We start from the raw sequence: 12,763 nt of genomic DNA on the forward strand, positions 1-12,763 counted from the left end.
AAGGCTTTCAAGCATTCTCCGGTCTGCAAAGTGTGTAATTTGATATAGTTTGTCCCACTAACCCGGAAGAACCCAAACCTGAACAAAAAATGGATATTAACCAACAGATTCAACGACTGATTGACAAAGCCCCCCCCGATGGGACAGGTGTCCTGATTGAGCAAGTCATTGGCCCGGTTTTGCGCGCCTTTGCCGCACAGGTCGAGCATTTAGAATATTATGTCATGCAAAGCCTAACCCAAGAGTGGGTATTAACCACCCTCAGCAACCGCGCTCAACCCCAACAACAGAAAAAAGTGATCTATGCGTTCGCCACTCTCAAAGATGCCCGTCAGTTTCAAGAAACCCCCGACCCCAGTTTAATGGCGGTGTGCCTACCTGTAACCCATATTTTGTTTCAACTGTTGGCAATGGAACCGGTGGATAGTGTGGTGTTTATGGATGTTCCCAAGAATTTAAGCCAAGGCAAGGAAGTTAAGCGCCAAGATTTACAAAACTTAGTAAAGAGTCAAATGGAACAGGTGAAACCCTCGCCCGGTGCGGGATCTCGTCCCATCCCGCCCGATTTTGCTTAGAGGGCAATTGTGGGGAGAAGACAAAGAAGAGTGAAGGCGGAGGGTTGGTCGCGCTAACATGGCTGCATGATGGACAGATTCGGAAAGCGACAGTTCTCGCCTCGCTTTCTGCTCCCGTTTTCCCCTAACTGGATGTCATTGGGCGGGAGTTCCTCTAGCGAGTTTTATTTGATGGAGCAAGATTCACTACCGACTGATATTATTTTGACCCACCCCCAAGAACATTTAGGGCAAATTCAACTGGATTGGACTCCACAGCCCGGAAATTATCTCAATTTGCACGGGAAAACCTACGCCATTTTGGAGCGCCATCATCATTATCAGTATCGGTTGGGGGGGTATCGTTTACACAAGATTTCTGTGTATGTACAGGCTGCCCAAAAACCCCAAGAAAAGAGTTGGATAGAGGGGCGTTGGGTGATTGGTGATGCTAATTGTCGCCTCAATGCACGGTCAGAACTCCTACGCTGTGCGGTGAATCCGATGGGGCCTTGTGATGGGTGTCGGTATTTTGTGGGTAGGGAACAGGGGAGCGGGGGAGCAGGGGAACAGGGGAGCAGGGGAGCAGGGGAATAGCCAAAACTCTTTTATTTTAGGGAACAGGGAACAGGGAACAGGGAACAGGGGGGGAGAGTTCCCGGACTCCCGACTCCCTAGGGCGCAAGCATTGCGCCCCTACACAGATTCCCTCTCTTTAGGGAACAGGGAACAGGGAACAGGGAACAGGGGGGGAGAGTTCCCCGATTCCCGACTCCCTAGGGCGCAAGCATTGCGCCCCTACACAGATTCCCTCTCTTTAGGGAACAGGGAACAGGGAACAGGGAACAGGGGGGAGAGTTCCCGGACTCCCGATTCCCTAGGGCGCAAGCATTGCGCCCCTACACAGATTCCCTCTCTTTAGGGAACAGGGAACAGGGAACAGGGAACAGGGGGGGAGAGTTCCCCGACTCCCGACTCCCGATTCCCGATTCCCGACTCCCGACTCCCGATTCCTGACTCCCGATTCCCGACTCCCGATTCCCGACTCCCGACTCCCTATTCCCGACTCCCGACTCCCTATTCCCGACTCCCGACTCCCTATTCCCGACTCCCTATTCCCCGTTCCCCGACGGTTAACCGTTGACCGTTGACGAAATCCCAACCGGATTGGGGCTTTTTCCCGGCGGGTTGTACGGCTTGAATGAGTAGGGGGCCGTCTCCGGTTTGCAGGACGAAGCCCTGTTTTTTGACGAGGTGTAGAATTGCGCCCGGTGGCTCGTTTGAGGGGGTGAGCAGGGTTGGGGCTAGATCCCGTAGGGCGGGGGGGAGTTGGGGGGTGTATGGCTCTCCTAGGGGGCTGGTGGCGAGGATTTTTAAGGGGGTGCCTCGGAAGGGGGTGACGCAGTTGGGGTAAAAGGCGCGGATTTGATGGTGGAGGGCGATCGCGGATTTTGTCCAATCTAGCTCATAATCCTCTTTCTGAATCAAGGGCGCGTAGGTGGCTTCTGCGTTGTTTTGAGGTGTGGGGGTAATCGTCCCCGCGTCTAATTGCTCCAAGGTTTCCGGGAGTAAATCCGCGCACTGTTGAGCAAGGATCTTCCCGACCTCTTCGGCATTATCCCACAAACCAATCTGAACGGAGGATTTCAGCAACATAGCCCCGGTGTCCATGCCTTCATCCATTAGCATCGTTGTCATCCCTGTTTCCTGTTCCCCATGATACAAACACCACTGGATGGGAGCCGCGCCCCGATATTTGGGCAGTAGGGAACCATGACCGTTAATACAGCCTAAACGGGGCAGGGCAAGGATTTCTGGGGATAAAATTTGACCGTAAGCCACCACAACAAAGGCATCGGCTTGACTCTGACGCAAAAAATCAAGGGTGTCTCGGTCTTTTTTAACCCGTTTCGGTTGCCAGACGGGGAGATGATGCTCTAGGGCGACTTGTTTCACTGGGGAGGGGATTAATTTTTTCCCCCGCCCTCGGGGTTTGTCGGGCTGGGTGACAACGGCTAAAACCTCGAAATTCGGGGCGTTGAGGAATCGTTCTAAACTAGGGACGGCAAATTGTGGGGTGCCAAAAAAGATGATTTTCATAATGGGGTCAATATGTTGATGTTATAATCAATATTTAGTGTTTTGTGGCTGAAAACCGAGATTAAGGGGGCGAAATTATGGCGATTATCGCACTGCGGGCGTGGTATTTAGAAGATTATGAACCGATTGGGGAAATTGTCAAACGTCCCCATGATTTGCGCCTCAGTCGCAACAGTTTGTTAAAGTCGGGACTGCGGGCGGATTTTTTGGATGATCGGGTGGAGGTGGAAACGTCGGGCTGGTTTCGGCGTTATTTGGCGGGGGAAACGGTGGAGTTTTACATTGAGGGGAGTGGGGGCTATGCCATTTCTAACATTGATTTGATTTCTCAGGAAATTTATTTTACCAAGCAGGAAACTACGGCGGCTTTGGAGCCGGTGATTTTTTTCAGTTACCAACGGGAGTATCCCCCCGCTAGTGAGATGATTCGGGAAGTGTTGGAGGAGGCGATCGCACAAATCAATGAGAAATCCCGCCATCCCCTCACCCTACAACTCGCGGCGCGCCCCACGGAAGCCCCCCTCCGTTTAAGTTCCCATCAATTCCGGCAGATTCGCAAGAGTTTATTAGTCATCTTTGATGGTACCCCTGTTTCCTCCCTTGAAGGAGACAAAACCCCGCAACTCCTCCTCAGTCCGGCCGTCTGTGCAGAATTGGGCTATGCTTTAAACTACAGGCGTTCTGGACAAGTGCTTCTCCTCCAACAAGAGCGCCTAGAGGGTCAGATGCCCTTTGACCTAATGAACCTGCAACAGTTATCATTTAAAGCGGCCCACGAACTTAAAAAAACCCTCCCTCCTCTGTTGCAAACTCTGCTAAAGCCTTTCCATCTCGTGGTCTGAGTATCTTGCTCTAGCATAATTCTGTCACGAGAGAATCAACATTCGATAGACTGGGGAGGGAACAAGGAGATATCTTTATGCCGAGAAAGCCAGACGAATATATCGTCTTTATTTTATTGTCCACGGGACACCGTGAAGAGGTTCGTTTTAACAGCATTCAGGAGTTCCAGAAGTGGTATAGCGGGGAGTTTATTCCCAAAGCGAATGATGATACATTCATCAGTGTTCCGATTAAGAACCTACAAGGAGAATACATGGTGCTGCGTCCTAACTGTGTAGCCGCCATCCGTGTTGAACCTGTATTTGGCGGCAGTGTGGAACGGTATTAATAAGAATTAATAATTATCAATTCTTAATGGCTTAATCGCTTAATTGATAGTTTTTAATTCTTCCTTTGACAAATAAGGACTATCTGCCCTAGGGCGTTTTCCTTTTTGGAACAATACTCAAAAAAGTGTTATTTTTGGATTTTATCGCCAAAAAATAACACTTTTTTGGCTTGAATTCAAAATAAATTTAAATAGGGCTTGCTGAATAACTCTACTCGTAGGGCTAGGAAACAGGTAATAGGTAATAGGTAATAGACATCTCCCCCTGTTCCCCGTTCCCTGTTCCCCGTTCCCTTAAATTCTAACGTTGAACCTTAACTTGTCACCCCCATCAATCCCCTTCCCCAATTTTTGGCTTCCGCAAAATTTGCCGTAGTGTCCCTTCTACAAAATTAACAGTTTGGGGTAAATACCCTAATTGACCACTACCTCCATTGAGCCAGTCTGCCAGATCAAAATATTGATCACAGACTCGATACAGTTTCACCCCATTATAAACCCCGTTTTGGTTTTGACATTCTTTAATCCAGACCGTTGATGATAAATCGGGGTAGGGACGAGCCGTAAAACAAACTTTAGGATAAGGAATTTCTAGCTGATCAAATTGTTGTATCTGTTGGGGGTTAAAATATTGAGGATAGAGTTCAGCATAATCACAAAACTTGACAAAAAAATTAGGATTATTCCAATCAATTCGTTCTAAGCGTCTTTGCCATTTTGTCCGAGCTTCCTCAATGGTTGAATAATGGAGAAAGTGGATTTCTATGGTTTCATTTAAAAGCCCGATTGGATATTTTTTCTTAATTTGATTCGATATAATAGGTCGAGAGGATTGGTCAATAAATAATAGGGAAGATTGGAGGTATTTAGGAATATTTTCCAATAATTTCAGGTAATCATCGGGCAAAATAAATAAGCCAACAAAAGGAGATTGATAAGGAATATTTAGATCAGAATATAGAGTCGCTCCCCAACAATTATTTGTAATAATAGTTAGATTCCTTAATTTAACCCGCCTTTGAAAAATTAATTTCCTAAGATTGCTAAACATAGAAAGATTCGCCATTTAATTTAACATAAATCTTGATTGTTAAACGCCTACTATGCTATATTAGTTGTGGTGTATCTTTTTTCCGTCACGCTGGACGATTTTAACGAATCTTCGGCATCACAGCCAAGGAGAGAATCAGGGGTTGAACCTGATCGGACAGAAGAGAGAGAGTCTTAATCTTTCGGTAGCAAATTTAATTCACCTGCTGGAGTAATTTCGAGAGGGGTTTGAGGGAAATCACTCCCATTTAAACGGCGAATCAGTTGGATAGTACGCCCTTCAGGATCAGGATAGGGAATCCCGTCTGGGGTTAACCGTAAGGGAATAATTTGCCCCCCTAAGAATCGACCATCTGCCTCTAATTCTACGGCTAAAATGAGCGAATAACCATTATATCCTTGGGTGTTTAAGGTACGATAGCCGACAAAGTTTCCTAAAGAATAGGCAATTAAACGACCTCGATAAAGTTCGATGGCTCGGGGAACATGGGGGCCATGTCCTAAAATTAAATCGGCTCCATGATCAATCATAGTACGGGAAAATTGTACTAAATTCCCACGATTTTCTCCTAGAAACATTTCCGTTTGATTGCGGGTGTGGATGGCGTTCATCCCTTCTGCCCCTGCATGAACGGAAATGATCACAATATCGGCGTTTTGACTGGCTTGTTGGGCGAGGTTGCGCGCTTGGGCGAGGTCATGGATGGAGTTATGATGTCCTAAGTAACTAAAGCCAATCCAGGCCACTTTAAGCCCGTTAGCTTCGGTATAAACAATCTTATTTTTTTCGCCGACGGCTAACATTCCCTGATTTTGAATATGGCGGATAGTGTCTTGATAACCTTGCACAGAAAAATCATGGGAGTGATTATTAGCCACACTGAGAATGGTAAATCCAGCCCGTTTTAAAACGGCGCTATGTTCCGGGGGACTGCGAAAGGCGTAGACTCGCCCCGCAGAGGGGCGTTTCGGGGTGTGGGGATGATTGGTTAGGGTACTCTCAAAGTTGGCAAAGACAAAATCGGCATCGGTGAGTAAGGATTGTACTCGTTGAAACAAAGCATCGGGCTGGGGGGGGAGGCTGTTACTGGGGTAGTTAGTGCCTAAAATTGTGTCCCCGACGGCTTTAATGGTGACGGTAGAAATTTCTGGGCCAATGAAGGGGGGGTGAGGGGGTTCTGGAATTTCCCACTCGGGTAATATATCGCTAAAGGTTTGAGCCACTAAGGGGGGAGTCCATCCCGAGGCCCCTAGCATGACTGTAAAACCTAATAGGGTGAGGGAAAGCCCTCTCGTTCGCCAGACTGAAAAACCAAACATAATCGCTCAAAACCTTTAAGATTGTCTTAGCTTGTGATGGCTTGACATCCTCACCACCTTGAACGGACGGTGCTAAGATTTATATTCAAGCCGCCCTAAAAGGGCGGGGTTTCAACCCCAAAGTTTTCGATGAAGTTACATGAATTCTAACAACCGTAGACTGTTGATATTCGCAAGTATTATTTTAAGTTTAGTTTTGGTGGGGATTATCTGGGCGCTGACGTTGCCTGCGACTTCGGCTCAATATCCTCGGGTGAGTCCTGCTGTGCCGATTGTACAGGCGGAACGGAAACCAGATAGCGATCGCCTACAAGCCGTAATTGACTGTCTACCACCTGAATTAAGTATCAATAACAAGGATACTCGCGATCGCATTAACCGGGCGCTTGATGAAATGCAGAACGAACAACTAGAGCGAATGTTCCAAGTCAAGGACAATCCGAAACTGAATGAGGCGGAGGAGAAGTTTGAGCGTTGTCTTAAAAATCAATAATCATTCCCCACTCTCCAGAAACCTCAGCCTTCAACTAACACTATGGCTCAAAAATACTATAGTAGACTGAATATTCTATGTAAGACGTAGTTCACCCATAAGGACTCACCGTGACACCACAAGAACTAATTATCAAGGGCGGAATTGCCATTTGGCCGATTCTCTTTCTGTCTATACTCGCCCTAGGCGTAATTCTCGATCGTCTATGGTTTTGGGCGAGAGTTCTGTTGCAAGAACGGCAAATTCTGAACACGATTATGGAGTCTACCTTTCGCAACTGGGAAAGTGGCTCAGAAATTGCGAAGGACTACCGTCATCATCCCATTGGGCGGTTTCTCTTTGCCCCCCTCCAACTGCCCCAACCCGAACCGGATGTTTTCCACCTCGCCCTAGAAGCGGCGGCGGACGATGAGTTAGCTTTAATGCGACGGGGTGACAAAATCCTAGAAGCCGTGATTGCGCTTTCCCCCTTATTGGGACTCCTCGGCACCGTATTAGGGCTGATTAATTCCCTCGGTTCCATCAGTATCAGTGACTTAGGAACCGCTTCCACGGCGGGAGTTACCCTAGGGATTGGGGAGTCTCTCATTTCAACGGCGGCGGGTTTGGTGGTGGCCATTGTGAGTTTAGCCTTTTACCGTCTGTTCCAGGCCTTTCTCTTTGGTCAGGTGCGGATTTTTCGCAAGGCGGGGAGTGATTTAGAACTGCTCTATCGCCAGCATTGGGTGGAAAAGGAAGACCTGAAGTTTACGATTAATCCCCCAGCTTTGGTTAAAGGCCCTAAGAAAATTATTGACCCTCAAACGGAAAAGTAGGGGAGCAGGGGAGCAGGGGAGAATTGATAATTATTCCCTCTTGCCTCTTCCCCGATTCCCGACTCCCGACTCCCGACTCCCGACTCCCGATTCCCGACTCCCGATTCCCGACTCCCGACTCCCGATTCCCGACTCCCGATTCCCGACTCCCGACTCCCGACTCCCGACTCCCGACTCCCGACTCCCGACTCCCGATTCCTGATTCATTCAGCCAGCCTTAAATCTGTCCCAACTTGTCCTAACGGTGTTGAAATTATGACTTCTGTTAATCCGAAGCGGAAACCCCCTAAAGCTCGTCCCTTGGCCTCTACGGTTCAACCTCTGAAGTTGTGGGTAGATAATCACCCTAATCAAGAGGTACGGATTGAAATTATTCCCTTAATTGATGTTATTTTCTGCATTCTGACCTTTTTCATTTTGGCGGCTGTGGGGTTTTCTCGTCAGCAGGCCATTAGTTTGGACTTACCCCGCGCTTCGACGGGGGCGGCACAAATGCGGGAGATGTTGATTGTTAGTGTGGATGATTTTGGTCAGGTGTATGTGGAACAACAGCCTGTTTTAAATAAAAATCAACTGTCCCAAACGGTAGAGAATTATTTTCTCACTCGGCCCGATGGGTTAATGGTTTTATATGCCTCGAAAAGTAGCCGTTATGACGATGTAATCCAAGTTTTGGACATTTTACGTCAGGCGGGAGGCGATCGCGTGGCCTTAGCAACGTTACCGGAAGGCAGCACCGCACCGGAGGATCTCGCCCCCATGCCTTCGATTCCCACCACTCCCTCTAGTCCTATCCCCACCCTTCCCAGTCCCAATTTACCCACCAGTCCAGACCTTCCCGCTAGTCCTGATTTACCCACTGGGGAGGAGTAGGGGGGGCAGGGGAGAATTGATAATTCTTCCCTATTACCTATTACCTATTCCCCGTTCCCTGTTAACTACCGTAACGGCCACCATGAGACTTTATCCCGCGTGGCACTGTAGACCTCTTTTAAGCCTTCTGGGTCAATAACTTGGACTAAATCCCCTGATGCGTCATGGCCTTTAGCCGTTTGGAGTAAGCCAATTTGCTGCATTCCCTTGAGGACTTGCTCCACAGTGCGCTGATTCAGTTGACAAGCACGAGCAATCACATCTACAGGGAGATCAAAACTATATATCTGCTGGGAGTCGGGTTGATTGCCTAACTCTCGCTCTTGATAAATGAGGGCGCGGAGGAGGGCGGCGACGGCTTGGGGGGGGTAACTGCTACAGTTTAGGAGATGGTACTGGAACTTGGTGCGCAGTTCAAATAATAAACGGTAGCGATCGCGAAATTCCCCATTGTTCTCATAAAGACGCTGCACAACATCTAGAGGAATTTTAATCACTTGGGTGGTTTTATAGGCCTCTACCTGACTGGGGAAAGCCCGGTGCGCGGTGCCGTAACTAAACGGTAAACTCCTCATGCCAAAACACCCCCCCGGATAGGTAATCGCAATAATCCGGTCAAGGGGGGTGCTACGGGTGATCACTAGACCCTCATTGAGAATCACATACAAAACATCTAGAAATTCATCCGGCAGGTAAGCCGTAAACACCGGACGGTTAGAAAACAGTTTCTCTACCTTTAAACTCTCCGGTGGCAGGTCATTAGCCAACTCTGCCGCCTCTAAGCCTCGAAAGAGAAAATTCTGTTGGATCAAAAGTTCTAATAAATTCGGTTCTAAAACCTTGGCGCGCTTTGCCATCCCTATTAAATCCCGTAGTCTCGCCTCCATCATGGCATAAAGGCTCATGGTTTCCATTTTTCCTTGAATTTGTTTTTAATTTGTATTGCAATACAAACACAAATCGGGTAAAGTCAGAATACGATTTAACAGAATTTGTCCTGTAATGTCCTTGTCCGCTATCAATCGGAGTTAAACCAGAACAATGAATCAGCCCAGACGCTTCATCAGTTGGCTATTTGCCGGAATTTTTGCCAGTTTTGCGATCGCCGCCTGCACCACACCACAAGGCGGCACATCTGGAACGGCACAACTCACCCTTGTTTCCTATGCCGTCACCCAGAGAGCCTATGAGAACATCATTCCCAAGTTCGCCCAAGAGTGGGAAGCCAAAACCGGACAGAGAGTAGAATTTAACCAAAGTTACGCCGGCTCCGGGTCCCAAACTCGCGCCGTTATTGATGGATTAGAAGCCGATATTGTCGCCCTTGCCTTAGCCTTAGATACCCAACGCATTGAAGAAGCAGGACTCATTGAATCCGGTTGGGAAGACGAACTTCCCAACGGTTCCATCGTCCATAAATCCGTCGCCGCGTTAGTGAAACGAGACGAAAATATTAACGTTGAAAACTGGTCTGATCTCGCCAGAGATGACATTCAAGTAGTCACCGCCAACCCCAAAACCTCCGGGGGGGCAAGATGGAATTTTCTCGGCCTCTGGGGAGCCATTACCCAAGCCGGAGGCAGTGATGCACAAGCCTTAGAATTTGTCGAAGCTGTCTTTAAAAACGTCCCCGTTTTGCCCAAAGATGCGAGGGAATCGACCGATGTTTTCTATCATCAAGGTCAAGGGAATATCTTGATTAACTATGAAAATGAGGTAATTTTAGCCGCACAACAAGGGGATGTCAAACCCTATGTTATTCCAACAGATTACAACATTTCCATTGATAATCCTGTTACCCTTGTTGATGTCAATGTAGATAAACACGGCACAAGAGAAGTCGCCCAGGCATTTGTTGAGTTTCTCTTTACCCCAGAGGCACAACGGGAATTTGCTAAAGTTGGATTCCGTCCTGTAGATGAAACCATAGCCGCCGAATTTTCTGCTCAATATCCCCAAGTTAATAACCTGTTTACCGTGACAGATTTAGGCGGTTGGGATGCGATTCAAACCAAGTTTTTTGACGATGGGGCAATTTTTGATCAAGTATTAGCCAAGGTTGGTAAATCCTAGGTTAAGGGAACGAGGAACAGGGAACAGGAAGGGGAATCGGAAAAAGGCAAGCCTTTTTGATGATTTATCCCTAAAACCTTGCAACTTCTCGCTGTTAAAAGGGAACAGGGAACGGGGAACGGGGAACAGGGGAAATTCAGGTTTTTGTCCTCAAGTCTATTTAATTTGGTATAAACGCCTAAAATTCCTAGTAACAGTGCTTAGAAGGATATTTAGCAGACCCTAAATATATAGCCACAACAAAACCTCACATAATCTATTCTATTCCTCTGATGAATAAACCTCCTGCTTTAGACCAAAACCAGCGTAAAACGGAAGTCCGTTTGAGGGTGAGAATCCCCCAACAATACCATCAAGAACCCGTCATCACCCACCTAGCCTCAAAATATCAACTAGAAGTGACCATCTTAGCCGCCATGTTAGGCGCAAATGCGAAAGGCGACGGCTGGTTTGATTTAGCCCTCAGTGGTTCAGTCTCCCAGATTGAAAGTGCCTTAGTTTATCTCTCAGATTTAGATGTGGAAATCTTGAGCGGTAGTGCTTCTCTTGCGGGGTTACTCCGAGAACAAGAACCCGACGGTTGGTAAACCCAATCATCCAAAATCTAAACTTCTCGAAAACTGAGTAAACGAAAAAATAGAGCCAATGAATTCCCTTTTGTCAAGTTCTTTTAATCACAATTTGAAACGTATTTCTATCCCCAAGTTGCCCATTTCTATTCCTTGGTTTGTCACCCTAGGATATTTGGTTTTAATGTTGCTACTCCCCATCACAGCACTAATCACAAAATCCCTTACCCTAGGAGTAGATGAATTTTGGCGCATTGCGACCCAGCCCGTTTCTTTATCAGCTTATGGCGTGACCTTTATCACCGCTCTAGCCGCAGGATTAATTAATGGGGTAGTGGGAACATTAGTCGCTTGGGTGTTAGTTCGTTATGAATTTCCCGGTCGAAAAATTATCGATGCGGCCGTTGATTTGCCCTTTGCCTTACCCACCTCTGTAGCCGGTTTAGTTTTAGCGACGGTGTATAGTGAACGGGGATGGATTGGTCAACTTTTTGCGCCCTTTGGTGTCCGAATTTCCTTTACTCGGCTAGGGGTATTTATCGCCATGTTATTTATTTCCTTACCCTTTATTGTGCGTACCCTACAACCTGTTTTACAGGAAATGGAAAAAGAAATTGAAGAGGCGGCTTGGTCTTTAGGTGCGTCCTCTTGGCAAACATTTAGCCGGGTTTTATTGCCCCCCTTAATTCCCCCCATTTTAACCGGGGTAGCCTTGGGATTTTCCCGCGCTGTGGGGGAATATGGCTCAGTGGTGATTATTGCCTCAAACATCCCGTTTCGAGATTTAATTGCTCCGGTTTTAGTCTTTCAGCGTCTGGAACAATACGATTATGCGGGGGCAACGGTGATCGGAACGGTTTTATTAATGGTGTCACTGGTGCTGTTATTAGTGATTAATTTCTTACAACAATGGGGTCGTAGTTATGCCATCAAGTAACCAACCGAATCAGAGAATAAAATGGCTTTTAATTGGGTTAGCGGTGGGATATTTAGCTTTGATTTTGTTTATCCCGGCAGCGACTCTAGTTTATGAAGCTTTTCACCGAGGATTTATGCCTTTTTGGGAAGCGGTGAATACTCGATTTTTCCAAGCCGCTGTTTCTTTAACCTTAATTGCTGCCCTTATTTCTGTACCCATTAATACTATTTTCGGACTTTGTGCTGCTTGGGTCATTGCGCGCAATCAATTTAGAGGTCGGGCTTTATTAATGAGCATTATTGATCTGCCGTTTTCTGTCTCTCCCGTTGTGGCAGGTTTGATGTTAATTCTGCTCTACGGTCGGATAGGTTGGTTTGGTCCGTTGTTAGACGGTGCAGGAATTCGGGTCATTTTTGCCCTACCGGGGATTGTGTTAGCGACGCTCTTTGTTACCCTGCCTTTTGTCGCCCGGGAAGTGATTCCGGTGTTGGAGGAAATGGGGTCAGACCAAGAGGAAGCCGCTCGAACTTTGGGCGCAAAAGATTGGCAGATTTTCTGGCGTGTTACGTTGCCTAATATTCGTTGGGGTTTGCTCTATGGGGTGTTGTTAACCAATGCGCGGGCAATGGGTGAATTTGGGGCGGTGGCGGTGGTTTCTGGGAGTATTATTGGTCGGACTTCAACCTTGCCAATTTTTGTCGAACAGGTCTACAAAAACTATCAAACCCAAGCGGCTTTTAGTGCGGCGGTGGTGTTGGGATTACTGGCGGCGGTTACGCTGGTGGTGAAAGATATTTTGGAAAAAAGAACTCACACAATTTAGGAG

The 12,763-nt window shown here is 47.3% G+C and carries 17 protein-coding genes; 11 read left to right on the forward strand and 6 right to left on the reverse strand.

From position 1 onward, the window contains the following. Nucleotides 1-89: 89 nt before the first annotated feature. Together SPI9445_RS0113270 and SPI9445_RS25500 are read left to right on the forward strand one after the other, a co-directional pair. On the forward strand, nucleotides 90-575 hold the full coding sequence (locus tag SPI9445_RS0113270) for a hypothetical protein (RefSeq protein WP_017305242.1): 486 nt from the start codon (nucleotides 90-92) through the stop codon (nucleotides 573-575). Nucleotides 576-746: 171 nt separating this feature from the next. Beyond that, nucleotides 747-1,151: a DUF6464 family protein gene (locus tag SPI9445_RS25500; protein ID WP_017305243.1), complete on the forward strand. Its 405-nt coding sequence runs from the start codon at nucleotides 747-749 to the stop codon at nucleotides 1,149-1,151. A gap of 280 nt (nucleotides 1,152-1,431) precedes the next feature. Here SPI9445_RS25500 and SPI9445_RS29970 read toward each other — a convergent pair whose 3' ends face one another. Next, nucleotides 1,432-1,716, reverse strand: a complete 285-nt coding sequence (locus SPI9445_RS29970; protein WP_164674523.1) for a hypothetical protein — start codon at nucleotides 1,714-1,716, stop codon at nucleotides 1,432-1,434. Continuing rightward, a complete protein-coding gene (gene fmt, locus SPI9445_RS0113280; protein ID WP_017305244.1) occupies nucleotides 1,653-2,654 on the reverse strand; it encodes a methionyl-tRNA formyltransferase in 1,002 nt (333 codons plus the stop codon). Before fmt ends, SPI9445_RS29970 begins: the two co-directional genes overlap by 64 nt. A gap of 77 nt (nucleotides 2,655-2,731) precedes the next feature. Between fmt and SPI9445_RS0113285 the strand changes: the two genes are divergently transcribed. Further along, nucleotides 2,732-3,496 carry a hypothetical protein gene (locus SPI9445_RS0113285; RefSeq protein WP_017305245.1) on the forward strand — a complete coding sequence of 255 codons (765 nt, stop codon included), beginning with the start codon at nucleotides 2,732-2,734 and terminating at the stop codon, nucleotides 3,494-3,496. Nucleotides 3,497-3,573: 77 nt separating this feature from the next. After that, nucleotides 3,574-3,825 (forward strand): hypothetical protein, encoded by a 252-nt coding sequence (locus tag SPI9445_RS0113290; protein ID WP_017305246.1) that lies wholly within the window; start codon nucleotides 3,574-3,576, stop codon nucleotides 3,823-3,825. 331 nt (nucleotides 3,826-4,156) lie between these two features. Here the strand turns inward: SPI9445_RS0113290 and SPI9445_RS25505 are convergent, their stop codons facing one another. Further along, a complete protein-coding gene (locus SPI9445_RS25505; RefSeq protein ID WP_083883536.1) occupies nucleotides 4,157-4,891 on the reverse strand; it encodes a DUF1919 domain-containing protein in 735 nt (244 codons plus the stop codon). Between the two features lie 158 nt (nucleotides 4,892-5,049). Further along, nucleotides 5,050-6,195: a CapA family protein gene (locus SPI9445_RS0113300; RefSeq protein ID WP_202803693.1), complete on the reverse strand. Its 1,146-nt coding sequence runs from the start codon at nucleotides 6,193-6,195 to the stop codon at nucleotides 5,050-5,052. Between the two features lie 139 nt (nucleotides 6,196-6,334). Here SPI9445_RS0113300 and SPI9445_RS0113305 point away from each other — a divergent pair, with 139 nt between their 5' ends. Both SPI9445_RS0113305 and SPI9445_RS25510 read left to right on the forward strand, forming a co-directional pair. Next, the gene (locus SPI9445_RS0113305; RefSeq protein ID WP_017305249.1) at nucleotides 6,335-6,688 is read left to right on the forward strand and encodes a hypothetical protein; all 354 of its coding nucleotides are present in this window, start codon (nucleotides 6,335-6,337) and stop codon (nucleotides 6,686-6,688) included. 110 nt (nucleotides 6,689-6,798) lie between these two features. Then, nucleotides 6,799-7,503, forward strand: coding sequence for a MotA/TolQ/ExbB proton channel family protein (locus SPI9445_RS25510; RefSeq protein ID WP_017305250.1), 705 nt, complete (start codon nucleotides 6,799-6,801; stop codon nucleotides 7,501-7,503). Nucleotides 7,504-7,533: 30 nt separating this feature from the next. Here SPI9445_RS25510 and SPI9445_RS27640 read toward each other — a convergent pair whose 3' ends face one another. Further along, nucleotides 7,534-7,710, reverse strand: coding sequence for a hypothetical protein (locus tag SPI9445_RS27640; protein ID WP_017305251.1), 177 nt, complete (start codon nucleotides 7,708-7,710; stop codon nucleotides 7,534-7,536). Nucleotides 7,711-7,758: 48 nt separating this feature from the next. Between SPI9445_RS27640 and SPI9445_RS0113320 the strand changes: the two genes are divergently transcribed. Next, on the forward strand, nucleotides 7,759-8,376 hold the full coding sequence (locus tag SPI9445_RS0113320; protein WP_017305252.1) for an ExbD/TolR family protein: 618 nt from the start codon (nucleotides 7,759-7,761) through the stop codon (nucleotides 8,374-8,376). Between the two features lie 65 nt (nucleotides 8,377-8,441). Here the strand turns inward: SPI9445_RS0113320 and SPI9445_RS0113325 are convergent, their stop codons facing one another. Beyond that, on the reverse strand, nucleotides 8,442-9,233 hold the full coding sequence (locus SPI9445_RS0113325; protein WP_026079771.1) for a Crp/Fnr family transcriptional regulator: 792 nt from the start codon (nucleotides 9,231-9,233) through the stop codon (nucleotides 8,442-8,444). Nucleotides 9,234-9,417: 184 nt separating this feature from the next. Here SPI9445_RS0113325 and SPI9445_RS0113330 point away from each other — a divergent pair, with 184 nt between their 5' ends. The 4 genes from SPI9445_RS0113330 (at nucleotide 9,418) to cysW (ending at nucleotide 12,760) form a co-directional block, all read left to right on the forward strand. After that, the gene (locus SPI9445_RS0113330) at nucleotides 9,418-10,449 is read left to right on the forward strand and encodes a sulfate ABC transporter substrate-binding protein (RefSeq protein WP_017305254.1); all 1,032 of its coding nucleotides are present in this window, start codon (nucleotides 9,418-9,420) and stop codon (nucleotides 10,447-10,449) included. 272 nt (nucleotides 10,450-10,721) lie between these two features. After that, the gene (locus SPI9445_RS0113335) at nucleotides 10,722-11,036 is read left to right on the forward strand and encodes an NIL domain-containing protein (protein ID WP_017305255.1); all 315 of its coding nucleotides are present in this window, start codon (nucleotides 10,722-10,724) and stop codon (nucleotides 11,034-11,036) included. Between the two features lie 58 nt (nucleotides 11,037-11,094). Beyond that, entirely contained in the window at nucleotides 11,095-11,955 is an 861-nt protein-coding gene (gene cysT, locus SPI9445_RS0113340; protein WP_017305256.1) for a sulfate ABC transporter permease subunit CysT, read from the forward strand. Continuing rightward, nucleotides 11,942-12,760, forward strand: coding sequence for a sulfate ABC transporter permease subunit CysW (gene cysW / locus SPI9445_RS0113345; protein WP_017305257.1), 819 nt, complete (start codon nucleotides 11,942-11,944; stop codon nucleotides 12,758-12,760). Before cysT ends, cysW begins: the two co-directional genes overlap by 14 nt. Nucleotides 12,761-12,763 lie beyond the last annotated feature (3 nt).

This window comes from Spirulina subsalsa PCC 9445 (assembly GCF_000314005.1).
GTDB lineage: Bacteria > Cyanobacteriota > Cyanobacteriia > Cyanobacteriales > Spirulinaceae > Spirulina_A > Spirulina_A subsalsa.

Bases quoted from the DNA above. Each gene is read 5' to 3' on its own strand.
- SPI9445_RS0113270 (WP_017305242.1), top strand. From the start codon at position 90: ATGGATATTAACCAACAGATTCAACGACTGATTGACAAAGCCCCCCCC.
- SPI9445_RS25500 (WP_017305243.1), top strand. From the start codon at position 747: ATGGAGCAAGATTCACTACCGACTGATATTATTTTGACCCACCCCCAA.
- fmt (WP_017305244.1), bottom strand. From the start codon at position 2,654: ATGAAAATCATCTTTTTTGGCACCCCACAATTTGCCGTCCCTAGTTTA.
- SPI9445_RS0113285 (WP_017305245.1), top strand. From the start codon at position 2,732: ATGGCGATTATCGCACTGCGGGCGTGGTATTTAGAAGATTATGAACCG.
- SPI9445_RS0113290 (WP_017305246.1), top strand. From the start codon at position 3,574: ATGCCGAGAAAGCCAGACGAATATATCGTCTTTATTTTATTGTCCACG.
- SPI9445_RS25505 (WP_083883536.1), bottom strand. From the start codon at position 4,891: ATGGCGAATCTTTCTATGTTTAGCAATCTTAGGAAATTAATTTTTCAA.
- SPI9445_RS0113300 (WP_202803693.1), bottom strand. From the start codon at position 6,195: ATGTTTGGTTTTTCAGTCTGGCGAACGAGAGGGCTTTCCCTCACCCTA.
- SPI9445_RS0113305 (WP_017305249.1), top strand. From the start codon at position 6,335: ATGAATTCTAACAACCGTAGACTGTTGATATTCGCAAGTATTATTTTA.
- SPI9445_RS27640 (WP_017305251.1), bottom strand. From the start codon at position 7,710: ATGAATCAGGAATCGGGAGTCGGGAGTCGGGAGTCGGGAGTCGGGAGT.
- SPI9445_RS0113320 (WP_017305252.1), top strand. From the start codon at position 7,759: ATGACTTCTGTTAATCCGAAGCGGAAACCCCCTAAAGCTCGTCCCTTG.
- SPI9445_RS0113325 (WP_026079771.1), bottom strand. From the start codon at position 9,233: ATGGCAAAGCGCGCCAAGGTTTTAGAACCGAATTTATTAGAACTTTTG.
- SPI9445_RS0113330 (WP_017305254.1), top strand. From the start codon at position 9,418: ATGAATCAGCCCAGACGCTTCATCAGTTGGCTATTTGCCGGAATTTTT.
- SPI9445_RS0113335 (WP_017305255.1), top strand. From the start codon at position 10,722: ATGAATAAACCTCCTGCTTTAGACCAAAACCAGCGTAAAACGGAAGTC.
- cysT (WP_017305256.1), top strand. From the start codon at position 11,095: ATGAATTCCCTTTTGTCAAGTTCTTTTAATCACAATTTGAAACGTATT.
- cysW (WP_017305257.1), top strand. From the start codon at position 11,942: ATGCCATCAAGTAACCAACCGAATCAGAGAATAAAATGGCTTTTAATT.